The sequence below is a fragment of the Anaerostipes butyraticus genome (assembly GCF_016586355.1).
GTDB classification, from domain to species: Bacteria; Bacillota; Clostridia; order Lachnospirales; family Lachnospiraceae; genus Anaerostipes; species Anaerostipes butyraticus.
Window position 1 is genome coordinate 1 of sequence record NZ_BLYI01000042.1, and the last position, 25740, is coordinate 25740.

Annotated in this window: 20 protein-coding genes and 1 pseudogene; 2 read left to right on the forward strand and 19 right to left on the reverse strand. The window is 40.3% G+C overall.

Translation table 11 applies throughout. The features are described from left to right. Window positions 1-166: 166 nt before the first annotated feature. The 9 genes from JMF81_RS09160 to JMF81_RS09200 form a co-directional block, all read right to left on the reverse strand. Complete coding sequence (locus JMF81_RS09160) at window positions 167-634, reverse strand: YbaK/EbsC family protein (protein WP_201311155.1); 468 nt, start codon at window positions 632-634, stop codon at window positions 167-169. A gap of 87 nt (window positions 635-721) precedes the next feature. Continuing rightward, window positions 722-1384, reverse strand: a complete 663-nt coding sequence (locus tag JMF81_RS09165; protein ID WP_279323889.1) for a DUF169 domain-containing protein — start codon at window positions 1382-1384, stop codon at window positions 722-724. A 317-nt stretch (window positions 1385-1701) separates the two neighbouring features. Then, window positions 1702-2304, reverse strand: coding sequence for an AAA family ATPase (locus tag JMF81_RS09170; RefSeq protein ID WP_201311157.1), 603 nt, complete (start codon window positions 2302-2304; stop codon window positions 1702-1704). Continuing rightward, window positions 2304-3089, reverse strand: coding sequence for an SDR family NAD(P)-dependent oxidoreductase (locus JMF81_RS09175; protein ID WP_201311158.1), 786 nt, complete (start codon window positions 3087-3089; stop codon window positions 2304-2306). The genes JMF81_RS09170 and JMF81_RS09175 overlap by 1 nt, the downstream gene beginning before the upstream one ends. A gap of 11 nt (window positions 3090-3100) precedes the next feature. Further along, entirely contained in the window at window positions 3101-3574 is a 474-nt protein-coding gene (locus JMF81_RS09180) for a PTS system mannose/fructose/N-acetylgalactosamine-transporter subunit IIB (protein ID WP_201311159.1), read from the reverse strand. Next, on the reverse strand, window positions 3546-3983 hold the full coding sequence (locus tag JMF81_RS09185) for a PTS sugar transporter subunit IIA (protein WP_201311160.1): 438 nt from the start codon (window positions 3981-3983) through the stop codon (window positions 3546-3548). The genes JMF81_RS09180 and JMF81_RS09185 overlap by 29 nt, the downstream gene beginning before the upstream one ends. Window positions 3984-4030: 47 nt before the next feature. Beyond that, window positions 4031-5701, reverse strand: coding sequence for a PTS system mannose/fructose/sorbose family transporter subunit IID (locus JMF81_RS09190; protein ID WP_201311161.1), 1671 nt, complete (start codon window positions 5699-5701; stop codon window positions 4031-4033). A gap of 12 nt (window positions 5702-5713) precedes the next feature. Beyond that, window positions 5714-6718 (reverse strand): zinc-dependent alcohol dehydrogenase family protein, encoded by a 1005-nt coding sequence (locus JMF81_RS09195; RefSeq protein WP_201311162.1) that lies wholly within the window; start codon window positions 6716-6718, stop codon window positions 5714-5716. Window positions 6719-6735: 17 nt separating this feature from the next. Next, entirely contained in the window at window positions 6736-7581 is an 846-nt protein-coding gene (locus JMF81_RS09200; protein ID WP_201311163.1) for a class II fructose-bisphosphate aldolase, read from the reverse strand. Between the two features lie 266 nt (window positions 7582-7847). Here JMF81_RS09200 and JMF81_RS09205 point away from each other — a divergent pair, with 266 nt between their 5' ends. Continuing rightward, window positions 7848-8609 carry a MurR/RpiR family transcriptional regulator gene (locus JMF81_RS09205; RefSeq protein WP_201311164.1) on the forward strand — a complete coding sequence of 254 codons (762 nt, stop codon included), beginning with the start codon at window positions 7848-7850 and terminating at the stop codon, window positions 8607-8609. 149 nt (window positions 8610-8758) lie between these two features. Here the strand turns inward: JMF81_RS09205 and tnpA are convergent. After that, window positions 8759-9240: pseudogene (gene tnpA / locus JMF81_RS09210) on the reverse strand (IS200/IS605 family transposase). Window positions 9241-9751: 511 nt separating this feature from the next. Here tnpA and JMF81_RS09215 point away from each other — a divergent pair. Then, complete coding sequence (locus tag JMF81_RS09215; RefSeq protein ID WP_201311165.1) at window positions 9752-10072, forward strand: putative heavy metal-binding protein; 321 nt, start codon at window positions 9752-9754, stop codon at window positions 10070-10072. Between the two features lie 126 nt (window positions 10073-10198). Here the strand turns inward: JMF81_RS09215 and tuf are convergent, their stop codons facing one another. From tuf to JMF81_RS09255, 9 genes are all read right to left on the reverse strand, one after another. After that, a complete protein-coding gene (gene tuf / locus JMF81_RS09220; RefSeq protein ID WP_201311166.1) occupies window positions 10199-11392 on the reverse strand; it encodes an elongation factor Tu in 1194 nt (397 codons plus the stop codon). A gap of 153 nt (window positions 11393-11545) precedes the next feature. Further along, window positions 11546-13657: an elongation factor G gene (gene fusA / locus JMF81_RS09225; RefSeq protein WP_201311167.1), complete on the reverse strand. Its 2112-nt coding sequence runs from the start codon at window positions 13655-13657 to the stop codon at window positions 11546-11548. A gap of 59 nt (window positions 13658-13716) precedes the next feature. Then, on the reverse strand, window positions 13717-14187 hold the full coding sequence (gene rpsG, locus JMF81_RS09230) for a 30S ribosomal protein S7 (RefSeq protein WP_201311168.1): 471 nt from the start codon (window positions 14185-14187) through the stop codon (window positions 13717-13719). 180 nt (window positions 14188-14367) lie between these two features. Beyond that, the gene (rpsL, locus tag JMF81_RS09235) at window positions 14368-14784 is read right to left on the reverse strand and encodes a 30S ribosomal protein S12 (protein WP_201311169.1); all 417 of its coding nucleotides are present in this window, start codon (window positions 14782-14784) and stop codon (window positions 14368-14370) included. 141 nt (window positions 14785-14925) lie between these two features. Continuing rightward, window positions 14926-15051 (reverse strand): hypothetical protein, encoded by a 126-nt coding sequence (locus tag JMF81_RS16530; RefSeq protein ID WP_274954671.1) that lies wholly within the window; start codon window positions 15049-15051, stop codon window positions 14926-14928. A gap of 910 nt (window positions 15052-15961) precedes the next feature. Next, a complete protein-coding gene (gene rpoC / locus JMF81_RS09240; protein ID WP_201311170.1) occupies window positions 15962-19567 on the reverse strand; it encodes a DNA-directed RNA polymerase subunit beta' in 3606 nt (1201 codons plus the stop codon). A gap of 39 nt (window positions 19568-19606) precedes the next feature. Next, the gene (gene rpoB / locus JMF81_RS09245) at window positions 19607-23404 is read right to left on the reverse strand and encodes a DNA-directed RNA polymerase subunit beta (protein WP_201311171.1); all 3798 of its coding nucleotides are present in this window, start codon (window positions 23402-23404) and stop codon (window positions 19607-19609) included. Between the two features lie 182 nt (window positions 23405-23586). Beyond that, window positions 23587-24609 (reverse strand): alpha/beta hydrolase, encoded by a 1023-nt coding sequence (locus JMF81_RS09250; RefSeq protein ID WP_201311172.1) that lies wholly within the window; start codon window positions 24607-24609, stop codon window positions 23587-23589. 79 nt (window positions 24610-24688) lie between these two features. Next, window positions 24689-25663: a sugar-binding transcriptional regulator gene (locus JMF81_RS09255; RefSeq protein ID WP_201311173.1), complete on the reverse strand. Its 975-nt coding sequence runs from the start codon at window positions 25661-25663 to the stop codon at window positions 24689-24691. Window positions 25664-25740: the final 77 nt, after the last annotated feature.

Consider the following 25740-nt stretch of genomic DNA (forward strand, 5'->3'; position numbering starts at 1 on the left):
CATATCTCAAAAAGTTAAAAGCGCTTGGCTGGGAAGCTCCTGTCGTTGCCTCATAAGATTTCCAGTTAAGTTTAAAAAGACATTAAAATTTATCAGGGAGTAGTCTGCGCTTTTTTGGCTACCTGAAAGTTAATGTTTCACAGTAATAAAAAAGAGGTATGATTTCTCATACCTCTTTACACACATCAATCCATTTCTCTGCTTTTGAACATTGTTCCAGTTCTTTCATATTCATTTCAATAGCGCTGTTCCCGCTTCCTGCTGCCGGGAAAACTGTCTTAAAACGCTTCAGAGACTGATCAAGATATACCTTAACTCCCCGGTTTACAGCAAACGGACATACACCGCCCGGAGCATGGCCGATAACCTTTTCCACATCCTGAAATGAAATCATCTTTGCCTTTGTTCCAAATTCCTGTTTATATTTCTTATTATCAATTTTCACATCACCTGCCGCTACGATCAAAATTGGCTGCGGTCCGACATAAAATGACAATGTTTTCGCAATTCTTGCCGGCTCGCATCCCACCGCTTTTGCTGCCAGTTCCACTGTAGCGCTGGACTGATCCAGAATCTGAATCTTATGTTCAATATGGAACTGTTTTAAATATTCTTCTACTTTCTTTACTGACATATCGTTCCCTTCTTCCTTCTGCATTTATAAAATGCTGTCATCTTCTTTTATTGTATATAATCCTGCGCAAAAAGAAAAGGGTTCTTTTTATGACACAATTCTCCTGGCAATCTGATTCCAGCTTTCCTTTGTCAGAAAGCTTCCTTCTGCTTCTTCTTCCATCTCCAGGAACCGGTGCCACGGAATACTGAATGACAAAATATCCTTGTCTATACACTTTCTGGCTGATGGATCTGTCAGACCGATATAACAGCAGTCTCCATTTTTCTCTTCTTCCGCCATTGGATAACGAATGGCCTGGACACATCCTGCCCCAAACAGAACTTTAACATGATCCTGCGTCTTTTTATCATAGTTTGCCAGAGTCGCCAGCCCAGAAATCTGATCTGCATTTGCCAAAAATACAACCGCATCCGGATGCTGATCCGCCAGCAGTTCATTGAGTGGCACAAAGACCACATATTCCTTTGAAGTCGGTTCTGGTATCTCTGACATATAGTTTCTGGCAAGCTGGGGACTTTTTTTATAAAATTCTCCGGCTTTTGGTCCTTTTTCTCCGGTTGATAAAAAGTATTCCTTAGTTCCCTTTTCCAGCGTCTGAAATCCAAGCCCTGCTTTTCCGCCACGGCAGACTACGGTTTTATCACAAAATGCGGCCTTGCGTCCTTTTGATGCGGCATTCAGCATTGCCACTACACAGCCCCATTTTCCTTCCGGAAACTGCATGGCTCCTTCTGGAAAACTTGGAATTTCCCTGCTTCCAGAACGTTTTTACACGCTGTGCGCACAGACTCCCGGTCTGAAACTGCTTCCCATCACCGATCTGCCAAAACGCAGTATTTATCTTATTATCAATGATAATTCCAAGAACTGCGTTTTGCTGAAACAGTTTATAAGCTTCACTGCAGATTTTTTCAAAGAATATTAAATCTTAGAGGTTTCATTATTATTATCTTTTTGTATTACCCCAAAATTGAAAGGGAATCAGGATAGAAAAAGTGGTGCCGGCGGTAATGCCGGCACCACCTTTTCTCTAGAGACTGATGGTACTTTTTAATTATTACATCTTATATTTTATTTTCCAGCCATTGAAGTATTTCTGGATAATTAATCTTATCATAATCACTGACATCTACTTCTATAGTATCTCCGAGCGTAAATTCTCCATATCCTCTTTGCGTACACCTTTTATAGAATTCTTTATAATCTAAAAGATTGTCAGCCCTTTTACGATCTATTTTTATATCTGATTTATGATAACTTGTCAGAATATGCCCCCAATGTCTAGAATCATTCAAGTCCCGTTGTTTTTGTCTCTCAAATAGAATATCAATTTTACCAACAAGCCGAATCGTACATATCTGATATTCATATTTTTGTGCTAATTTCTCAATCGAAGATTTTTGTTTTACACTGAAAGGATAGTCAGAGATCAGACTTTCTTTTTGTAAAAACGCTTCTTCCATTCTTTCATAATATGCTTTCCAAGCTTTTAAGATCAATTCTTCTTTTTCCTCTAAAGTATCAAATCCATACTTATCCCAGAATTCTTCTTTTATATCATCTGGTGAAAGCAATCTTAGTTTTGGAAATTTCTTTATAATGATGTCTGCCATATAACTTTTGCCAGTTCCAGGATATCCAGCTAAAAGAATTAACACTTTCTTCATCAATCCATCCACTCTCCACCAACTAAATTAATAGACTGACCAGTTAAATAAGAAGAACAATCTGTCAATAAGAAAATTGCTGCCTGAATTACATCCTGAAGATCTACTAATCTATGCATTGGAATATTCTTCTCAAAATATGGTAACACTTCTTCTGGATCTAAATCTCGTTTTTTGGCATATTCATACTTTAATCGATCCCACATTTCAGTATGCACAATCCCAGGGCAAATGGAATTCACACGAATATTTTTATCTGCAAACTCTTTTGCTATAGATTGTGTCAGTCCTTGTACCCCAAATTTGCTTGCACAATACACTGTCTGCCATGAACTTGGTTTTTTCCCAGACAAAGAAGACATATTAAGAATTGATCCGCCACCATTTTTCAGCATTTTATCAATTGCCACCTGACAGCATAAAAATGTTCCTTTTAAATTAACATTCATCGTAAGATCCCAAAGTTCTTCATCACAATCCAAAAATGGAAGCATCTTTGATACTCCTGCCGAATTTACCCAAGATGTGATTGCCCCAAATTTTTCTTCTACATCAGAAGCTGCTGATTCAATCTGAGTTTTATTTGTAATATCAACCTTATAAAATGCAACAATTCCTCCTGCATCCTGTATTTCCTTTACGACTTGCTGCGCTTTTTTTTCATCCATATCAAAAATTGCTATTTTTGCTTCTCTGGCTGAAAAGTCTTTTGCCATCGCAGCCCCCATTCCACTTGCTGCTCCTGTAATAACAATTACTTTCCCCGTTAGTTTTTCTGTATTCATATGAGCACTCCTTATTTCAAATAACTGCTAATATCTACTGGTTTATTGTTCGGCATTACCTGAATAAAAACATTTACATTTTTATCTAATAATGCCTTAAACTGATCATTTTCTTCTGGACTGGTAGAAATATTTTTGTATAATACACTCCTTCCATTTCCTGCTCCCATTCCGCCGACATCAACTTCTTCAATATTGATTCCGTGATCTACCAGATAATTTAATACTTCCGGCCCTTTTACAAGAAGGATTGTTGGCTCATCAAGTCCCTGTGAAAAAAACGTGACCCCATCTTCTCTATTGAAAATCCCGATAGCAATTTCCTCTGGAATTGCCATCTCCAATACTTCAATCATATAATCATCTTCCGCTACCAGATCATCTACGATCACCACTTGTGTTGCTTTTTTATTTTTTATCCACGCTGTCATAACCTGTCCATGAATCAGCCGATCATCAATCCTTGTTAATACTAAGTTTTCCACGACGTCTTGTTTCTCCTTCCTCAAATAAAGTTCCTTTAATTCCATAGTAATCAGAATTTGTTGCAACCGCAACGAGATCCTTTAATGTGCTGCTTTCATTTCTTTCGGAGGCAACCGCCACTAACATTGGCATATTCATTCCTGATACCAGACCAATTTTATGTGTTTTCGACATATACGCCGCACTTTGAAATGGTGTTCCAAAAACGATATCTGCCAAAATCAATGTTCCATCTGCATTTTCATTTTCAGAAATGGTCTGATTCAGTTTTTCTCTATAAGTATCTGCTGTCATTCCCGGATATAATGCTACAGTTTTAATCCCATAATCATCTCCGGTTACCATGATCAGCGATTTTAACAGCCCTTCGCAAAACTCTCCGTGACTGATCAAAATTATGTTTACCATATTTTTCTGCCTCCTGTATTTGTTTTATATTTTTTATTGTTTGTTAATTATCCTGCATATCCTAAGATTCCTGTATAGTATCCGATAATACCAACAATAAAAATTGCTACAATAATCCAAAGTGTATTTACTTTCTTTCGGAGCATCTGCCATACAAGCATTGTAATTCCAAGAGGAATTAACCCTGGTGCCAAAGAATCTAAAACTTTCTGAATTTCTGTAACACCCTCACCCACAGTAATTGCTAACGGTGTATTTACTGCCACACGTGTTGCCGCCATAGACCCTACTACCATAAGTCCAACAATACTAAATGAATTAATAATCTTGTCAACCGTTCCATCTTTCAGGATTTTCAGCAATGAGGTTTTTCCTTGTTTATATCCTGTCATAAACATAAAGTATCCGCATGTAAAAATTAAAACCTCAAATACTACTGTCGCAAAAATTGGCCCAAGATAACTGCCATCTAATGCCATAGAACATCCAATTCCAAATAGAATAGGGAAAAGAATTCCTTGCATTACAGTATCTCCAATACCGGCTACCGGTCCCATTAATCCTGTCCTTACAGAGTTTATATCTTTAGCTGTTACATTTTCTCCGTTTGCTCTTGCTTCTTCCATAGAACATGTAATACCATTGATGATCGGCCCAATTGTAAATACTTCTGAATTATAAAATACAAGATATTTCTTTAATTCGACTACCTGATCTTCTATTTTATCATATAATGCTCTAATTGGCGTGATCATTAAATTTGCGATTCCAAGTGCCTGTAATCTTTCATAATTGTAGCATGCTTCTGTACTCGTGGTTAGCAGCCATGTCTTAATTAACGTTTTCTTCGATAATTTCTTTTTCACTTCATTTGTTGTTTTTGCTGTTTCTTTTACTTCTTCCGTATTTTCTCCTATTTCTTTTACTTCTACTTTCTTGTTCACAGATAAACGTCTGACTTTTTTCTTCTCTCTATGCTCTGACGTTGTTTCCTTACCCTGATTGAAATATAAAATAATTGCTATAACCGCTGCAAAAATCGAAACTGCTGTTAAATCCAGTTTACTATACTCTGTTAAGAAAAATCCTGCAAAAAACCATGGCATTAAAGTCTTTTTTCCAAGATAATTTAGTAACATTGCGATACCTAATGCAGGCATGATTCCTCCAACAACTTCCAATGCATTGATAATACTCTCTGGTACTGCATTTAGCATTGACTGTGCCCAGCTGCTTCCAAACATAATCATTGCAAAAGCCGGCACCCCATATAACAGCAGTGCCATACAAAATGATGGCAGATAATTCATAAGCCTTACACCCTTAATGTTTCCTTTTTCAAGCAGCTTATCTGCCTGATGAATCCATGCTGCATTTACTGTCATATAAACCTGATTTAGCAACAATCCCAGCATGCTGAAAGGAATCGCAAATGTTACCGCCATTTTGGGATCAGCTCCAGACATTATCGTAAGTGCTGTACCAAAAATTCCTGCTACGATTGTATTACTTGGCATGGTGCCTCCGGCTGAAATCCATCCAAGATAAATTAACTGAATTGTCGCTCCTGCGATCATACCGGTCATTGGTTCCCCCATGAATACTCCAACGAGCGTACCGGTTGTTAATGGATAAACCAAACATTTTGTAATTGGTCCAAAGAACCACCATTGTCCACATGTTGCTAATAAAGCTACTAAAATTGCAGATATAACCATATATTATCCTCCTTAATGTTTCCCGCTAAGAGAAACCATTACTTTTCCTTTCCGTGAATATTTTTTCGTTTTAAGTTCTTCCCCCATCTCCTCTAATGTCAATCTCTTACTAATGATTTTTTTTGTATCAATCACTCCACTCTCAAGCAGCGAAATCGCTCTCCTGCTCGTATGTGGATTTAGATAAGAAGTGTATATACTCAATTCCTTTGTATACGCCTCAAATTGATTGAATGCTACCGGTTTTTCCGGATCACCTAATCCAAACAACAATACTTTTGCTTGTTTTCCCGCAATATGAATTGCCTGTTCCATCGTGCTTTTTAATCCGATGCATTCTATAACATAATCAATATTTAATTCTCCAGCAATTTCTTCTATCTGCTGATCTGTACATGCTATAGTTGCCCCTAATTCCATTGCTAATTCCTGCTTATTCTTTTCCCGCTCAACAACGATCAAATTTTTTGGAGCAGACAATTTTATGACTTGCAACATTAAACTTCCAATAGAACCCATACCGTACATAACAATATTCGAACCATTTTCTATATGCAGCAAATCTGCACCATGTAATACACAAGATAATGGCTCTGTAAATGCCGCATCCTCTAAATCCAGGGAATCATCAATTTTATATACATTTTCTTCTGGAGGATAAACGTATTCTGCAAATCCCTTTGCTACACCATGCCTGTGAATACAGAAATTGGGATATCCTTTCTTACACCATTCACACTTTCCACACCCCCAGCTTGGATCACATGCCACACGGTCCCCCGGTTTAAAGTACTCACAATTTTCTCCTACTTCTGTAACAATTCCTGAACACTCGTGGCCCAAAATAATAGGTGGTACGACAACACTTGCTCCATTTTTCCCTTCAAACTTATGAATATCTGTTCCACAAAGTCCACACCATGCAACTTCAATCTTAACTTCATGATCTATTGGTTTACGATCTGGAACTTCCTTCACTTCATAAGTATGGTTTCCTAAATAAAATCCAGCTCTCATTTATGCTGCCCCCCTCATTATTGTATATTCTTAAATAAACTGATCTTTCTTTCAACAATTTCATCAATTGTATTTAAGCATGGTACGACATTTTCTCTGTTTGAAATGTTTTCTTTGTTTTTATCATAGCATTCTTTTGCCTGTCTGTTCCATCCAACCAGGAGTTCCGTTCCTACATTAAATTTACGAATTCCAAGATTGATAACCTTCTTGACATCCTCTTCTTTTACTCCCGTACCTCCATGAATGACAAGCGGAATATCAACGACCTCTTTAATTTCCCTTAATCTTTCAAAATTAATATTGGTTTTTGATTTATACTGCCCGTGATTTGTACCAATTGCTACTGCCAATGCATCAATTCCTGTCTGTTTAACGAATTCTACAGCATCTTCCGGGTTTGTATAACATACATCTTTTTGTTCTACCACGACTCCATCTTCTGTTCCGCCAACAGTTCCCAATTCAGCTTCTACGCTGACTCCATTTTTCTTTGCGTATTCAACAACCCTTTTTGTCCCAAGGATGTTATCTTTTAATGGCAAAGATGATCCATCAAACATAACAGAACTATATCCGGCATCAATTGCCTTTCTGATCTCATCATAATCTTTTGCATGGTCCAAATGAAGAACTACGTCTATCCCATACTGTTCTGCCATAGATTTACAAACACTGACCAGATTTTTATGTCCGATATAATTTGCTGTTCCGCAGCTCGTCTGAATGATCACCGGTGTTCTCTGATTAACTGCCGCTTTAATAATTGATGGCAACATTTCCAAATTGTGCGTATTAAATGCTCCAATAGCCATATTAAGATCTTCCGCTTCTTTTAGTACTTCCTTTAATGTTGTATACATACTTCCTCCTTCTTTCATGTTAAATCTTATTTCCTATCATGTTGTCACATTAAGTCATTCATGGCCATTGAATTTCTTATTTGTTTTATCTGTTGTAATTATTCTAATTAATTTTAAACTCAAAATAAATAGACTTTGACCGAAAACCCTTTCACACTTAGTCCAGGTTGAAATCAAATATGAAACAATTTTCATACCATCATTGGTACTGCTTCCATTTATATGTTACAATTATTATAAATTTCATCATTTGTGGAGGCACCACCATGATTTTTCAAATTGACAAAACCATATATGAACAATTATCAGAGACCGAGCGATACATTGTTGATTTTATTATTCAAAACGAAAATAAAATTTCTTATCTTTCCATAACAAATATTGCTGATAAAACATTTTCATCCCCAGCGACTGTATCAAGAACTATCCAAAAATGTGGTTTTAAGGGGATCGCAGAATTACGTTATCTGATTTCAAAAGAAGATAAAGATAAGAGTAAAAATGTATCCCCATATGCCATCAATAAATTACTGGATAAAGTCTATCAAGAATCTACGCAAACTATTGAAAATATTCCAATTCCTGCAATTTTAAAGGCAATTGATCATATCAATAATGCTGAAAAAATTTTCATCTATGCTCGTGGCTTTACTGCCATGTTTGCTGAACATTTTCAAATGTATCTACAGTTAATGGGATATCATGCTATTGTTGTAAAAGATGTAAAATGGATGGAACAAACCAAAAATCTGGTTACATCCGCAGATACCGTATTTGTTCTCTCCGTAAGAAATAGCACTCCAGAACTTGCACAATCTCTTCGTGTTGCCCGCCATATCGGTGCAAGAACTGTTGTGTGTTGTTGTAAAGCCATGACAGAATTAGAAAGATATGCAGACGTTGTTTTAATCGGACATTCGGATGTCATTATGGAAGAAAAAGGCCTCACTGTATACTCTCATCTTCCTTTACTAATTATTACCGAAACCATTATTAACTATCTTAGTACCGATGCGGAATCTTTATAAGATTTCAAGGAAATATTTTATAGTAATCAAAACCACCGACTTAGCCGGTGGTTTGCTCACGCCCTATAAGGGCTCATTACCGGTACTGTAGTCTAAAGACTCATCGAATTGGTCTGCCAGCCACAGCATCATTTACTCACTGAGTCCTTTCAGACTCTTTCTATTTGTTTGTTTTTACTGGCTCTCCCGTAAAACGGATCTATATACTCCTTGGGAGTCATTTGGTCATATTCCCAGTCTTCCTGCAATTGATTTTGGATATACTCTTGTATCTTTTTCGCATTTTTCCCTACCGTATCTACATAATATCCTCTGCACCAGAAATGTCGGTTCCCAAATCTATACTTCAGATTTGCGTGCCTTTCAAATATCATGAGCGTACTTTTCCCTTTTAGATACCCTACAGAACTTGACACACTATGCTTGGCGGTATCTCTACCAGCATATGAACGTGATCTCTGCACATTTCTGCTTCTACAATTTTTACTCCTTTTCTCCTGCATAGCATACTGAGAATCTTTGCTATATCTGCTTTTAACTTTCCATATATGATCTTTCTTCTAAATTTCGGCGCAAATACCAGATGGTACTTACAATTCCATTTCGCATGTGCTATACCCTGCACATCCATATGGATAATCTCCTTTGATCCTTAATGTGGCTGGCAAACCAACATTATTGTATTACTGGAGGTTTTTTACTGTAAGCTAAAGCGGTGCTGACTTACCTACATAGCAGGTAGTTTATTTGTTCTTCAAAGTTTAAAGCCTAACAATAAAAAAACCCCGCTTTCGCGGGGTTCAAAAAAGAGAGGATTAAAAAATATATGAAAAAGTATGTCTTTATTATAGCAGAATTCCACACTTCATCAATATTCTCCTTATAAACATTTCTAAAAGGATTCTAAACAAATGTAAGGAAATTCTTATTTTCCTTAAGTTTCTTTTTCTCCATCTTATTCGGCTCTGGCAGTAATTTGCTTTTTATCACAAAGTAATCTCTGAAATGCCGCAAATGTTGATTTTTAAAGGAAGAAAAAAGTCGTAATGAATTTACAAAAGAAACTGCATCTCATTGTCAATTGGATAAGATATGGTATACTTTTATTGTGATATATTTAATAGAGAAAGGAGAGAATTGTTATGATTACTACAACGACACCTTCCGTAGAAGGAAAAAGAATTATCGAATATAAAGGGATTGTCTTCGGAGAAGTAATTTCCGGTGTCAATTTTGTAAAAGATATCGCAGCTTCCTTTACCAACTTCTTTGGAGGCCGTTCAGAAAGCTATGAAAAAGAACTGATCCAGGCAAGAGAAGATGCAATTAAGGAAATGGAAAGCAGAGCAGAATCCATTGGAGCCAACGCCGTCGTCGGAGTAGATATTGATTATGAGGTTCTCGGCGCTGATAATGGTATGCTGATGGTAACTGCAAGTGGAACCGCTGTTGTTGTTGAATAAAGGATTGTCAAAATCTGGGCCCTAATAGTGAAAGAAACTATTGGGGCTTTTTTATGATAACAGAAAACCCCGGAAACCGAAGTTTCCAGGGCTGTATTTACATCAATATTCTGTTATCAGATATAATTACTCGATGATCTGAGCAACACGTCCTGATCCTACAGTACGTCCACCTTCACGGATAGCGAAAGATAATCCCTGAGCCATAGCGATTGGATGGATCAGTTCGATTGTCATTTCTACGTTATCACCAGGCATGCACATTTCTGTTCCTTCTGGTAATTCGATAACACCTGTTACGTCTGTTGTTCTGAAGTAGAACTGTGGACGATAGTTGTTGAAGAATGGAGTATGACGTCCACCTTCATCTTTTGTTAATACGTAAACCTGAGCTGTGAATTTTGTATGGCATGTGATAGATCCTGGCTGGCAGAGAACCTGTCCTCTTTCGATTTCGTCTCTCTGAACACCACGAAGTAATGCACCAATGTTATCACCAGCCTGAGCTTCGTCTAACAGTTTACGGAACATTTCTACACCAGTTACAACAACTTTTCTTGTTTCTTCTTTGATACCAACGATTTCAACTTCGTCAGATACGTGAAGAACACCGCTCTCTACTCTACCTGTAGCAACAGTACCACGTCCTGTGATAGAGAATACGTCCTCTACTGGCATAAGGAATGGTTTGTCTGTGTCACGCTGTGGATCTGGAATGTAGCTGTCAACAGCATCCATAAGTTCCATGATCTTGTCTCCCCATTCTCCGCTTGGATCTTCAAGAGCTTTTAAAGCAGATCCCTGGATTACAGGAATATCATCACCTGGGAATTCGTATTCATTTAATAATTCACGAATTTCCATTTCTACTAATTCTAATAATTCTTCATCGTCTACCATGTCACATTTGTTCATGAATACAACGATATAAGGAACACCTACCTGACGAGAAAGCAGGATGTGCTCTTTAGTCTGAGCCATAACACCATCAGTTGCAGCAACAACAAGGATAGCACCGTCCATCTGAGCAGCACCAGTGATCATGTTCTTTACATAGTCAGCATGACCTGGGCAGTCAACGTGAGCGTAATGACGTTTTTCTGTTTCATACTCAACGTGAGCTGTAGAGATTGTGATACCACGTTCTCTTTCTTCTGGAGCTTTATCGATATCTTCGAAGTTCTCAGCTTTGTTTCCTTCTACTCTTTCAGCCAGAACTTTTGTGATAGCTGCTGTTAAAGTTGTTTTACCATGGTCAACGTGTCCGATGGTACCAATGTTACAATGAGGTTTGGTTCTCTCAAACTTTTCTTTAGCCATTTTAAATGTCCTCCTTATTCGCCCTACGGGCAATTACAAATAATAAAATTTACTACTTCTATATAGCCGCCCGTATAAGGGCTGTCCTAAATTTGATTATATTTCATTTACATAAATATTTCAAGCCTATTTTCCTGAAAAAAGCGTGTTTTCTTACTTATCTGCAAGTACTTTTTCCTGTACATTCTTCGGCACTGGCTCATAGCTGCTGAAGAACATTGAATAGTTACCACGTCCCTGTGTTCTAGAACGCAGGTCTGTAGAATATCCAAACATTTCTGCAAGTGGAACGAATGCACGAACCATCTTACCGCCAGCAATGTCATCCATACCTTCGATACGTCCGCGGCGTGCATTGATATCACCAATTACATCACCCATGTATTCTTCCGGCATTGTAACCTCAACCCTCATGATTGGCTCAAGAAGGATTGGATCTGCTTTCTGCATTGCTTCTTTAAATGCCATAGATCCGGCAATGTGGAATGCCATCTCACTAGAGTCGACATCATGGTAAGATCCATCATATACTGTAGCTTTTACACCAAGTACTGGGAATCCACCTAAGACACCAGACTGAGCTGCTTCTTCGATACCTTCTCCAACTGCTGGGATGTATTCTTTTGGAATCGCACCACCGACAACAGTAGATTCGAACTTGAACAGTTCTTCTCCGTTGGCATCCATTGGCTCAAAGTGTACTTTACAGTGTCCATACTGTCCACGTCCACCAGACTGTTTTGCATATTTGCTGTCAACATCGACTGCTTTTGTAAATGTTTCTTTGTATGCTACCTGAGGAGCACCTACGTTTGCTTCTACTTTGAACTCGCGAAGCAGACGGTCAACGATAATTTCAAGATGAAGTTCTCCCATTCCGGAAATGATCGTCTGTCCTGTCTCCTGATCTGTATGAGCTCTGAATGTAGGATCTTCTTCTGCCAGTTTAGCAAGTGCTTCTGCCATCTTGCCCTGGTCTCCCTTAGTTTTAGGCTCGATCGCTACGTCGATAACCGGCTCTGGGAATTCCATGGATTCCAGAATAACTGGATACTTCTCATCACAGATTGTATCACCTGTTGTTGTTGTCTTAAATCCAACAGCAGCAGCGATATCTCCTGAGTATACAGTATCTAATTCTTCACGCTTGTTGGCATGCATCTGAAGGATACGTCCAACACGCTCTTTTTTGTTCTTTGTAGCATTTAATACATAAGATCCAGATTTGCATGTTCCGGAATATACACGGAAGAATGCAAGTTTTCCAACGAATGGGTCTGTCATGATCTTAAATGCAAGTGCTGAGAATGGCTCTTCATCAGAGGCATGTCTCTCGACTTCATTTCCATCTTCATCTACACCTTTGATAGATGGGATGTCTGTTGGAGCCGGCATATAGTCAAGGATTGCATCCAGTAATTTCTGAACACCCTTGTTTCTGTAAGCAGATCCGCAGCAGATTGGAACAGCTGTACATTCACATGTTCCTTTTCTTAAGGCTGCTTTTAATGATTCAACAGATGGCTCATCTCCTTCTAAGTATTCCATCATAAGATCATCATCTAACTCACAGATCTTTTCGATCAGCTCTGTATGGTAAAGTTCTGCATCTTCCTGCATATCTTCAGGAATATCAACAATAGAGATGTCCTCACCTTTTTCATCATTGTAGATGTAGGCTTTCATCTCGAACAGGTCGATGATTCCCTGGAAGTCATCTTCTTTACCAATCGGCAGCTGCAGTACAACCGCATTAGCGCCCAGACGTTCTTTGATCTGGTCTACAGCTCCGTAGAAGTTTGCACCTAAGATATCCATCTTATTGATAAATGCCATTCTTGGTACATTGTATGTGTCAGCCTGACGCCATACGTTCTCAGACTGAGGTTCTACTCCGCCTTTTGCACAGAACACACCAACTGCACCGTCAAGTACACGCAGGGAACGCTCTACTTCTACTGTGAAGTCTACGTGGCCTGGTGTATCAATGATGTTGATACGATGCTCCAGCGCACCTGGCTCTGGTTTGTTTTCTTTCTGGTGAGTCCAGTGGCATGTCGTAGCAGCGGAAGTAATTGTGATACCTCTTTCCTGCTCCTGCTCCATCCAGTCCATGGTAGCAGTACCATCATGAGTATCACCAATTTTATAGTTAACACCAGTATAATAAAGGATACGCTCTGTTAATGTTGTTTTACCAGCATCGATATGAGCCATAATACCAATATTTCTGGTTCTCTCTAATGGATATTCTCTTCCAGCCAAGGTTTTTTCCTCCTATTGTTTTTAAGTAAAACATCCGCAGAATAAATCTTTTGATAAGATTAGAATCTGTAATGTGCGAACGCTTTGTTTGCTTCTGCCATTTTGTGCATATCTTCTTTTTTCTTTACAGATGCACCTGTATTGTTGGATGCATCAAGAATTTCTTTTGCAAGACGCTCTTCCATTGTTCTCTCTCCTCTTTTTCTGGAGAAAGTTGTCAGCCAGCGAAGTGCTAATGCCTGTCTTCTGTCCGGTCTTACGTCGATTGGCACCTGATAAGTAGCACCACCGATACGTCTGGCCTTTACTTCAAGAACTGGCATGATATTGTTCATAGCTTCTTCGAAGACCTCAAGAGCTGGTTTTCCAGCTTCCTGTTCTACACGGGCAAATGCTCCGTATACGATTTTCTGAGCAATTCCTTTTTTACCATCCAACATGATGTTGTTGATTAACTTTGTCACAACCTTATTGTTGTAAATAGGATCTGCCAATACGTCTCTTTTCGCAACATGTCCTTTACGCGGCACGGTTCTTCCCTCCTTAATAATAATTAATTCATCGGTACTCATACTTTTAATTCTGTATGTTCGTGCAGGACCTATATATCTCCTGTAACCTTTTGTAGGAAACAATAAAGTTCCGGCACAACTATACAAGGTAGCGAAAGATCAAATCTTTACGCTGCTTTGTACCAATTTAGTTTTACTCTATTTTTTCTTCGGTCTCTTTGCTCCATATTTAGAACGAGCCTGCATTCTGTTAGCTACACCAGCTGTATCCAGTGTACCTCTAACGATATGGTAACGAGTACCTGGTAAGTCTTTTACACGACCACCACGAATCAGAACAACGCTATGTTCCTGTAAGTTATGTCCTTCACCTGGGATATAGCTTGTTACTTCGATTCCGTTAGAAAGACGAACTCTGGCAATCTTACGAAGAGCTGAGTTAGGCTTTTTAGGAGTTGCAGTTTTAACAGCTGTACAAACACCTCTCTTCTGCGGAGAGCTTGTATTTGTAGCTTTCTTCTTTAAGGAGTTATATCCTCTCTGAAGAGCTGGTGCTGTAGACTTCTTTACAGATGTCTTTCTCCCTTTTCTAACTAATTGGTTAAAAGTTGGCATTGATTTCACCTCCATACATGTTTTCTACTTTTGGTTACTTCATTTCACCTAGTGACTCACGTGTTTTTTTGCACCCAAAAAGACACGCTAGATTAGTATATAACTCCAGCGTGTCTTTGTCAATACCTTTCTCCTGAATTATTATAAATCTTTTACAGTACTTTTATGGATATCGGGAAAATCACCGCCATCTTTCCAGCTGCCGGAATCATGCTTTCTCGTCACATCATTCCTTCTTTCGTCCTGCAGCAGCTTTTTCGTTCTCATGGCTATCTCCGTCTTCTCATCTCCTACTGCTTCTCTTTAAAAAAATGATTTCTTTACATCATCTTTTCGATTTATAACATATTCTGGAGAATTGATTAATGAGTTCCTTTTATCAAAACGCCCCACCGGTCAGTCGGTGTATCTTTTAAAATTTCCTCCTTTCGGAAATTATCGTTTTAAGAGTTCTTCAAAGTCTTTTTCTATCCTTTAAACTTTCTGCGGAATCTCTTTTGAGTTCCTGTCTGAAATCCTTTTCGAATTTCCTTTCTCTTTAAAGAATTAAGACTCCTTTTGAAATCTCTTTGAAGTTTCTTTCTGAAACTCCTTTTAAAAGTCTTTTCCTGATTTTCTGAATCCCAAGAATTCTTTGAACCTTCTTTTCTCTTTGGAATCCATGCGGACATCTGAATCTTCCTTTTCCTTCCCAGGATGTTGTTATGATCCAGCTGTTGATTCTTATGATTTGTTCCGGTACTGAAAATCTTTGACTTCTTAAATTACTTCCTTTGTATCTTTTTTGATGAGGTTGACTCCTTTACCGTTCTTTCCGTTCAAAGACTTGCTGTATTCCGTCCGGGAATCGCAATATCTTGTTAAGTCAGTCTCATTCTTCCAATTAATACATCCACCGACTGCCGGTTTAGAAAGTTCTTTTCGAACTTTCGGGAGCATTTTAAGCTATTTCTTTCTTTATTAAGTTGTCTTTCTTTTGATGGTTTTATTATATCAATTTCTGATTTATTTGTCAAGTTAAAAGTATTTTCTGATTTCTTAAGATATTCTATCGTAATATACTGAATACAGTACACATAATTTTCTTTTGCTTTGTTCGCTAAAAACTTTTCGTTGTTTTCCAAAAAGAAAAAAGCCAGGACATATCCCGGCTTTCCCCTTCATTTCATTTTATGAATTATTTTTGAAGATCTGATTCTTCAAAATCAATTTCATCTTCGAAGTCAATTTCATCACCGATTGTAAAGTCTTCTACATCTGTGCTGATCTTGACATCGCGGTAACGTTTCATTCCGGTACCTGCCGGAATCAGTTTACCAAGGATTACATTTTCCTTTAATCCTACCAATGGATCTACTTTTCCTTTGATTGCTGCGTCTGTCAGTACCTTTGTTGTCTCCTGGAATGATGCTGCAGACAAGAAAGAATCTGTTGCCAGAGATGCCTTGGTAATACCAAGCATAATCTGTTCAGCCTGCGCAGGCTGAAGTCCTTTCTCTTCCATCTCTTTGTTCGTCTTTTCATATTCCAGAACATCAACCATAGCACCCGGAAGATAACTTGTATCTCCACCGTCTTCAATGCGGACTTTCTTCAGCATCTGGCGAACGATCACCTCTACGTGCTTATCGTTGATATCTACACCCTGGAGACGGTATACTCTCTGGACTTCACGGATCATATAATCCTGAACTGCACGGATTCCTTTGATGCGGAGCAGATCATGAGGGTTGATGGAACCTTCTGTCAGCTCGTCTCCGGCTTCCAGGATCTGTCCATCCTGCACTTTCAATCTGGATCCATAAGGAATCAGATATGTCTTAACATCTCCAGTCTCGCGGTTGCTGATGATAACTTCACGTTTCTTCTTCGTATCCTTGATCTGGACTTCTCCGCCAAATTCTGCGATGATTGCCAGTCCTTTCGGCTTACGGGCTTCAAACAGCTCTTCGACACGAGGAAGACCCTGGGTGATATCATCACCGGCAACTCCGCCGGCATGGAACGTACGCATGGTAAGCTGTGTACCAGGTTCACCGATAGACTGAGCCGCGATGATTCCGACAGCCTCTCCTACCTGTACTGCCTGACCTGTTGCCATGTTGGATCCATAACATTTTGCACATGCGCCCATTGGGGATTTACATGTAAGCATAGTACGAATCTTCACTCTTGTATATCCTGCGTCAACGATTGCTTTCGCGCGTTTTGGCGTGATCATATGGTTTGCTTTTACGATAATTTCTCCTGTATTCGGATCTTTTACTTCCTCTGCGGCATATCTTCCGCTGATACGTTCTTCCAGACTTTCAATGACTTCCTGTCCGTCCATAAACGCTTCCACATACATTCCCGGAATTTCTCCATCTTTTGCGCAGTCCTGTTCACGAACGATCAGATCCTGTGATACGTCAACCAGACGACGGGTCAGGTATCCGGAATCGGCTGTACGCAGGGCTGTATCAGACAGACCTTTACGAGCTCCATGAGCAGAAATAAAGTACTCCAGAACGTCAAGACCTTCACGGAAATTTGACTTGATCGGCAGTTCGATCGTACGTCCTGATGTATCCGCCATCAATCCACGCATACCAGCCAGCTGTTTGATCTGCTGATTAGAACCACGGGCTCCGGAATCGGCCATCATAAAGATGTTATTCAAACGATCCAGTCCATTGATCAGCTTATCTGTCAGCTCCTCATCGGCATCAAACCATGTTTTTACAACAGCCTTATAACGTTCTTCTTCTGTCATAAGACCTCTCTTATACTGTTCTGAAATAAACTCTGCCTGTTTCTGGGCATCTTCCAGAATCTGAGGTTTCTCAGGCGGCACTGTCATATCGGAAATAGATACTGTCAGTGCTCCCTTTGTAGAATATTTATATCCGATTGCTTTGATGTCATCCAGGACTTCCGCAGATTTTGTCGCTCCATGAATATTGATGCAGCGGTCAAGAATCTGTTTTAACTGTTTCTTTCCTACATGGAAGTCAATCTCAAGCGCCAGAGCATTTTCCGGTTTGCTTCTGTCAACAAATCCAAGATCCTGAAGAATGATTTCATTAAACAGGATACGTCCCAGTGTACATTCTACGATCTGAGAAATCGGATTTCCATCTTTGTCGACTCCGGTACGTCTTACTTTGATACGGGCATGAAGTGTAATAACCCCATTTTCATAAGCAAGGTAAGCTTCGTTTTCGGATTTGAAGTATTTTCCTTCTCCTTTGTCTCCTTCTTTTTCCAGTGTCAGATAGTAAATACCAAGTACCATATCCTGAGAAGGAACGGCTACCGGACCACCATCAGACGGTTTCAGCAGGTTGTTTGGAGATAACAGAAGGAAACGGCATTCTGCCTGTGCTTCTACTGTCAACGGAAGATGCACGGCCATCTGGTCTCCATCGAAGTCGGCATTGTACGCTGTACATACCAGAGGATGAAGCTTGATTGCTTTACCTTCTACAAGGATCGGCTCAAATGCCTGGATACCAAGTCTGTGCAGTGTCGGTGCACGGTTCAGCATAACCGGATGCTCTTTGATAACATCTTCCAGCACATCCCATACTTCCGGCTGCAGTTTTTCTACCATCTTCTTAGCTGACTTTATGTTATGAGAAAGTTTTCTTTCTACCAGTTCTTTCATTACGAACGGCTTAAACAGCTCAATCGCCATTTCTTTTGGCAGACCGCACTGATAAATCTTCAGTTCCGGTCCTACGACGATTACAGAACGTCCGGAATAGTCAACACGTTTTCCAAGAAGGTTCTGACGGAAACGCCCCTGCTTACCTTTCAGCATATCAGAAAGAGATTTTAATGCACGATTTCCCGGACCGGTGACCGGACGGCCTCTTCGTCCGTTATCGATCAGGGCGTCTACTGCTTCCTGAAGCATTCTCTTTTCATTGCGCACGATAATATCCGGTGCTCCAAGTTCAAGAAGCCGTTTCAAACGATTGTTTCGGTTGATGATTCTTCTGTACAGGTCATTTAAGTCTGATGTTGCAAATCTTCCTCCGTCCAACTGTACCATCGGACGAATATCCGGCGGGATGACCGGGATTGCATCCAGGATCATCCACTCCGGTTTATTATCAGAGTTGCAGAAAGCTTCCACAACTTCAAGTCTCTTGATGATTCTTGCTCTCTTCTGCCCTGTCGCAGTCTTGAATTCGTCTTTCAGCTGTTTTGCTTCTGCTTCCAGATCGATTGCCTGAAGCAGTTCTTTGACCGCCTCAGCTCCCATGCCAACACGGAAAGTATCTCCGTATTTTTCATATGCTTCTCTGTATTCTTTCTCTGTCAGAACCTGTTTATATGCAAGATCTGTGTCTCCCTGATCCAGCACGATATAGCAGGCAAAATACAGGACTTTTTCCAGGGTCCTAGGTGAAATGTCAAGCATTAATCCCATACGGCTTGGAATTCCTTTGAAATACCAGATATGAGAAACCGGTGCTGCCAATTCGATATGACCCATTCTTTCACGGCGGACATTAGATTTTGTTACCTCAACTCCGCATCGGTCACAGACAACGCCTTTATAACGTACTTTTTTATACTTTCCGCAATGACATTCCCAGTCCTTGGTAGGTCCGAAAATCTTTTCGCAGAAAAGTCCGTCTTTTTCAGGCTTTAATGTTCGATAGTTGATCGTCTCAGGCTTTTTTACTTCTCCTCTTGACCACTCTCGGATCTTTTCCGGAGAAGCCAACCCGATTTTAATTGCATCAAATGAAATTTTGCTGCTTGAATATTCGTTGCTTGATTCTATCATTAAGGCTGCTCCTTCCTACTATCTATTGCTTATCCATTTCTATAAGATTGTATTGTCTTCGCCTTCTGAGAGTTCTCCCTGTTTATATCCCAGGGCACCCAGCGCGGACTCACTTTCTTCATAATTATTGAAGACGCCGTCGCCCTCAATCATCGGCGCAAGATCCTGATTTACATCTCCGCCGTCTACATTTTCTTTAATTTCAACTTCTGAAGCATTTTCATCCAGTACTTTAACATCCAGAGCCAGAGACTGGAACTCTTTCAGCAGTACTTTGAAGGATTCCGGTACACCCGGTTCAGGGATATTGTCGCCCTTGATAATAGCTTCATAAGTCTTCACTCTTCCTACAACATCATCGGATTTTACTGTCAGGATTTCCTGCAGTGTATAAGCTGCGCCATAAGCTTCCAGAGCCCATACCTCCATCTCTCCAAAACGCTGTCCGCCGAACTGAGCTTTTCCACCCAGCGGCTGCTGTGTTACGAGAGAGTATGGACCTGTAGAACGTGCATGGATCTTATCGTCTACCAAATGATGCAGTTTCAGATAATGCATGAATCCAATGGTTACAGGGCTGTCAAATTCTTCTCCTGTACGTCCGTCACGCAGCCTTACTTTTCCTGTTGTATCAATCGGAACGCCTTCCCATTCTTTTCTATGATCTCTGTTGTCATAGAGATACTTCATTACATCATCATTGACTTTATCTTTCCATTTTGCTTCAAATTCTTCCCATGTTGTATTGGCGTAGTCATTTGCCATCTGCAGAGTATCTGCGATATCATTCTCGTCCGCTCCGTTGAATACCGGTGTCGCAACGTTGAATCCCAGAACTTTTGCAGCCAGGGAAAGATGGATTTCCAGTACCTGTCCGATGTTCATTCGAGATGGCACACCCAGCGGATTCAGTACGATATCCAGCGGACGTCCATTCGGCAGATACGGCATATCTTCAACCGGAAGAATACGGGAAATTACACCCTTGTTACCATGTCGTCCGGCCATCTTATCACCTACAGAGATTTTTCTCTTCTGAGCAATATAGACACGAACACTCTTGTTAACTCCCGGCGGAAGTTCATCTCCATTGTCCCTTGTAAACACTTTGGTATCCATTACAACACCATAAGCGCCGTGAGGAACCCTCAGAGAAGTATCCCTTACTTCCCTTGCTTTTTCACCAAAGATAGCACGCAGCAGTCTTTCTTCTGCTGTCAGTTCTGTCTCTCCTTTCGGAGTTACTTTACCGACCAGAATATCACCGGCACGCACTTCTGCACCAATACGGATGATTCCATTTTCATCCAGATCTTTCAGCGCGTCTTCGCTTAATCCTGCCAGATCTCTTGTAATTTCTTCCTGTCCTAATTTTGTATCCCGGGCTTCTGCCTCATATTCTTCAATATGAACAGATGTATATACGTCTTCCTGAACGAGACGCTCACTTAACAGTACCGCGTCCTCGTAGTTATAACCTTCCCATGTCATGAATCCAATCAGAGGATTTTTACCAAGAGCCATTTCTCCGTTGCAGGTAGAAGCTCCGTCTGCAAGGATATCTCCTTTTTCCACACGGTCTCCCACAAATACGATCGGTCTCTGGTTCATACAGTTGCCCTGGTTGCTTCGGGCAAATTTGATGACATTATATTCGTCTCTTCCGCCGTCATCATTCTTTACGACAATCTTTGTGCTGGTAGATCTTTCTACCACACCGCTGTTTTTCGCCGTAATGCAGACACCGGAATCATAAGCAGCCTTTGCTTCCATACCTGTTCCGACAACCGGCGCTTCTGTAGAAAGAAGCGGCACTGCCTGACGCTGCATGTTAGATCCCATCAGGGCACGGTTCGCATCGTCATTCTCCAGGAACGGAATCATAGATGTAGCAACAGAGAATACCATCTTTGGAGAAACGTCCATCAGATCGAGTCTCGCCTTGTCGAACTCGGATGTTTCTTCTCTGAATCGTCCGGATACATGAGCATGAACGAAATGTCCTTCTTCATCCAGCGGTTCGTTCGCCTGAGCTACAACGTAATTGTCTTCTTCATCTGCTGTCAGATATACAACTTTATTGGTTACGACCGGATCTTCCGGATCAGTTTTATCCAGAACACGGTATGGCGCCTCGATAAATCCATATTCGTTAATACGGGCATAAGTTGCCAGTGAGTTGATCAGACCGATGTTCGGACCTTCCGGCGTCTCGATCGGACACATTCTTCCATAATGAGAATAATGAACGTCTCGTACTTCGAATCCGGCACGGTCACGGGACAGACCTCCCGGTCCCAGTGCAGACAGACGTCTCTTATGTGTCAGTTCAGACAGCGGGTTGTTATGATCCATGAACTGTGACAGCTGGGAACTTCCGAAGAATTCCTTTACAGACGCTGTAACAGGCTTGATATTGATCAGGGACTGCGGTGTGATGGACTCAATGTCCTGTGTTGTCATTCTCTCACGTACCACTCTCTCCAGTCTGGAAAGGCCGATACGGTACTGATTCTGAAGCAGTTCTCCTACCGCACGGATTCTACGGTTTCCAAGGTGGTCAATATCATCATCGTTTCCAACTCCGTATTCCAGATGAATGTTATAGTTGATGGAAGCCAGGATATCTTCTTTTGTAATATGTTTTGGAATTAACTCATGTACATTCTTTTTCAGTACCTGTTTTAATTCTTCTCCTTCATATCCTTCTTCCAGAATCTTTTCAAGCACCGGATAGAATACATTTTCATGTACTCCAATTTCTTCCGGATTAAAATCTACATATTCCGCAAGATTTACGGTCATATTAGATAATACTTTTGTATTTCCAGTCTCTGTCTGGATTACAACGCTCTGAACAGCTGCATTCTGAATCTTATCTGCCAGTTCCTTATCTACAACTGTTCCTGCCTCTGCCAGGATCTCTCCAGTTGATGTATCAATAACATCTTCTGCCAGAGCAAATCCTGCGATACGGTTTTTAAGCGCTAATTTTTTATTAAATTTATAACGGCCGACCTTCGCGAGATCATATCTGCGCGGATCGAAGAACATGCTGTTTACAAGGCTCTGTGCGCTGTCAACAGACAATGGTTCTCCCGGACGGATCTTCTTATACAGTTCCAGAAGACCGTCTTCATAATTGTCAGAAGGATCCTTTTCAATACTTGCGAGGATCTTTGGCTCTTCTCCAAATAATTCTTTAATTTCTGCATTGGTTCCGATGCCCAGAGCACGGATCAGCACAGTGATCGGAACTTTTCTTGTACGGTCCACACGTACGTTAAATACGTCATTGGAATCCGTCTCGTACTCCAGCCATGCTCCTCTGTTCGGAATCACAGTTGCTGAGTACAGTTTCTTTCCAATCTTATCATGAGCAATTCCATAATAGATTCCAGGGGAACGCACTAACTGGCTGACGATAACACGCTCTGCCCCGTTGATAATAAATGTTCCAGTTTCAGTCATCAAAGGAAGGTCGCCCATAAAAATATCATGCTGTTTGATTTCTTCTGTTTCCTTATTGTAAAGCCTTACCTTCACCTTCAAAGGTGCCGCATATGTCGCATCCCTCTCCTTGCACTCTTCGATTGAGTACTTGATATCATCCCTGCACAGCTGGTAGTCAACAAATTCCAAGCTCAACTGATCGCTGTAGTCTTCAATCGGAGAAATGTCTTCAAAGACTTCCGCTAATCCTTCCTCTAGAAACCAATTATAAGAATCTTTCTGGATTTCGATCAGATTCGGCACTTCAAGGACATCATCCTGCCTGGCATAGCTGATACGCATTCCGGTACCTGATTTTATTGGCTGTATTCTGTTCTTTTCCATGGACGTTTTTTCACCTCTTGATCTAAACCTGGTTTATATACTACACATTGCAGAAAATCCCCTTGTTTTCGATGGATTTTCTGACATTCAAAGCTTATTTTTTCTTAGACTATGGGCACACAAACCCACATTAAAGCATTTTCCTATATTATCATACAGGTTTATGAATGTCAACAAGTTTTTTACATTTCCTTCACACGCCGGGCAATTTCTTCAATACAGTCGGCTGTCTGCGGCAATCTGCCCAGCCGGTCAAAAAATCCATGATCCAATCCTTCGTACAGTATGACTTCCACATCTTTCCCCTCCTGTATCATTTTCTCCACAAATACCTCATTGGATAGTCTGTAATAGTCAAATTCTGCTTCGATCATGACTGTTTTCGGCATATTTGTAACGTCCTTTGCATACACAGGAGAAATATTCCCATCCCCTGGATCAAAACCTTCCGGAACATACAATTTTTCCATATACTTAGACAGCTTTTTAAAACGATATAATCGATTCATAATATAGTCTTTCTGACTCTCATCCATCTCATATTTAGAATAATCCCAATGATACGCCGTCTGTTCCGCTGGAAGAACATCCAGCGCTCCGTATATGACTGCTGCCAGTTTAATACGTTTCTTTGTATCCAAAAGGCAGCAATTCACTGCCAATGTTCCACCGGCACTTTCACCCGAAACCGCTATTCTTTTCCGATCCATACCAAGTTCATCCGCATGATCCGTCATCCAGTCCAGTGTACCAAGTACATCTTCGATGGCTCCCGGGTATGGCGTCTCCGGTGACAGACGATATTCCGGCGATACAACAACTGCATCGGACTGTTCCGCAAGATAACGGCACTGATTTCCCTTGGCTTCTACAGCTCCTCCAAAAAATCCACCGCCATGAATAAATAAAATTCCCGGTCTTTGAATATCTTCTCCTTCCTTTTTGTATACAGTTACCTGAATCATGTGTTTTCCAACCCGAATCAGCTTTTTGAATTCTTCCATCGGTGTCGATGTAATATCTTCTCCTCCTTTGGTCATATCAGTACGAAGGGTCTCCAGATCCAGGTCTTCAATTGGTGCCGGATCTTCCTTATAAAACCATTTCACCATAGGCTCCCCTTTTGCCATCTCTCTCTGCAGGACTTTTTTATCAAATGCGTGCGGTCTGTCCTCTTCCAATTTTTTCTTAATCGTAATATTCATAATTTCACCCTTCTTTCTGCAGAATCTGCGTTTTTAAGCATAAAAAATCCCAAAGAATTAAATTCTCTGGGATTTTTTCTTATTTCTCATTTTCTTCTATTAGATATCTTGCTACCTTCTCATCTGTAATCAACACATTAACATAGCCTCCCCGCAGTGCCGATAGAATCGCGTCTTTCTTGTCCATTCCATAAGTGACCCCAACCCGAACTGGTATCTTCTTGAAATCTTCCAAATCCAGACTAAGCAAATGCTGTTCAAACTGATCGCGTATTACATTTCCATCTTTATCGACTACATGCGATAAGATTTCTCCAGTACCACCTTTTTTCTGCAGCCGTTGAAACTCTTCTATAGGAATCAATTCTGCATTGATCAAAGCTGAATTGTGATCCAAGGTACCAATACCCACAACTGCGATATCCGCATTTTTTGCAAGATCAAATACCTCTTTAATACTTTTTTCATTCATAAATACTTCTTTCGATTCCGGCGAAGTTACATACTGCGGTGCCAGCATCTGATAACTATTTCCATTTAATATCCGCGCGACTTCCTCAATCAAATAATTAGAGTAAGCCATACGGTAGCTTTTCGGTGCAGATATTGAAATATTTGTTGCCGCCAGTAATGGCACTACATTTACATCATCGGTTTTTAAAAATTTCAGGCGGATATCTTTTCCAAGATATTCTACCATATTCTGTAAAGTTACCCCTCTGGTCAGAGCAAGGGTAACATGATTTTTCAGCGTTCTCAATAGATAATCTGAGGCATAAAAAGCAACTTCTTCTTTTAATTCTTTTTCATTCTGTGCACTTGCAATCACAACTTCTTTTAATTGGAATTTTTCTTCTAACATCCCCTCCAGATTAATCGCAGAACCTTCCGGATAATTGATCTTAATCTGCACATATCCTTCCCGTCTTGCCTGTGCAAGCGTTCGTGAAATAGTTGTCCTCGATACATTCAGCTTCTTTCCTATTTCCTGTTGTGACAGTCCCTGCTTGTAGTGCATTTCTACCACTTTAATAATAAATCGCTCTTCCCTCAATCGTTTTATCCGCCTTTCTTCTAAAAATTCTTTTTCTATAATATAGTATAAAAATTCTGGAAGAGTCCGTCAATCAC

What these genes read in the sequence shown, in the direction of transcription:
- JMF81_RS09205 (WP_201311164.1), top strand. Translation starts at nt 7,848, where the DNA reads ATGATTTTTCAAATTGACAAAACCATATATGAACAATTATCAGAGACC.
- JMF81_RS09200 (WP_201311163.1), bottom strand. Translation starts at nt 7,581, where the DNA reads ATGTATACAACATTAAAGGAAGTACTAAAAGAAGCGGAAGATCTTAAT.
- JMF81_RS09170 (WP_201311157.1), bottom strand. Translation starts at nt 2,304, where the DNA reads ATGAAGAAAGTGTTAATTCTTTTAGCTGGATATCCTGGAACTGGCAAA.
- rpoC (WP_201311170.1), bottom strand. Translation starts at nt 19,567, where the DNA reads ATGATAGAATCAAGCAACGAATATTCAAGCAGCAAAATTTCATTTGAT.
- JMF81_RS09195 (WP_201311162.1), bottom strand. Translation starts at nt 6,718, where the DNA reads ATGAGAGCTGGATTTTATTTAGGAAACCATACTTATGAAGTGAAGGAA.
- JMF81_RS09215 (WP_201311165.1), top strand. Translation starts at nt 9,752, where the DNA reads ATGATTACTACAACGACACCTTCCGTAGAAGGAAAAAGAATTATCGAA.
- tuf (WP_201311166.1), bottom strand. Translation starts at nt 11,392, where the DNA reads ATGGCTAAAGAAAAGTTTGAGAGAACCAAACCTCATTGTAACATTGGT.
- JMF81_RS09160 (WP_201311155.1), bottom strand. Translation starts at nt 634, where the DNA reads ATGTCAGTAAAGAAAGTAGAAGAATATTTAAAACAGTTCCATATTGAA.
- JMF81_RS16530 (WP_274954671.1), bottom strand. Translation starts at nt 15,051, where the DNA reads ATGAGAACGAAAAAGCTGCTGCAGGACGAAAGAAGGAATGATGTGACG.
- JMF81_RS09250 (WP_201311172.1), bottom strand. Translation starts at nt 24,609, where the DNA reads ATGAATATTACGATTAAGAAAAAATTGGAAGAGGACAGACCGCACGCA.
- rpoB (WP_201311171.1), bottom strand. Translation starts at nt 23,404, where the DNA reads ATGGAAAAGAACAGAATACAGCCAATAAAATCAGGTACCGGAATGCGT.
- JMF81_RS09185 (WP_201311160.1), bottom strand. Translation starts at nt 3,983, where the DNA reads ATGGTAAACATAATTTTGATCAGTCACGGAGAGTTTTGCGAAGGGCTG.
- JMF81_RS09190 (WP_201311161.1), bottom strand. Translation starts at nt 5,701, where the DNA reads ATGGTTATATCTGCAATTTTAGTAGCTTTATTAGCAACATGTGGACAA.
- JMF81_RS09175 (WP_201311158.1), bottom strand. Translation starts at nt 3,089, where the DNA reads ATGAATACAGAAAAACTAACGGGGAAAGTAATTGTTATTACAGGAGCA.
- rpsL (WP_201311169.1), bottom strand. Translation starts at nt 14,784, where the DNA reads ATGCCAACTTTTAACCAATTAGTTAGAAAAGGGAGAAAGACATCTGTA.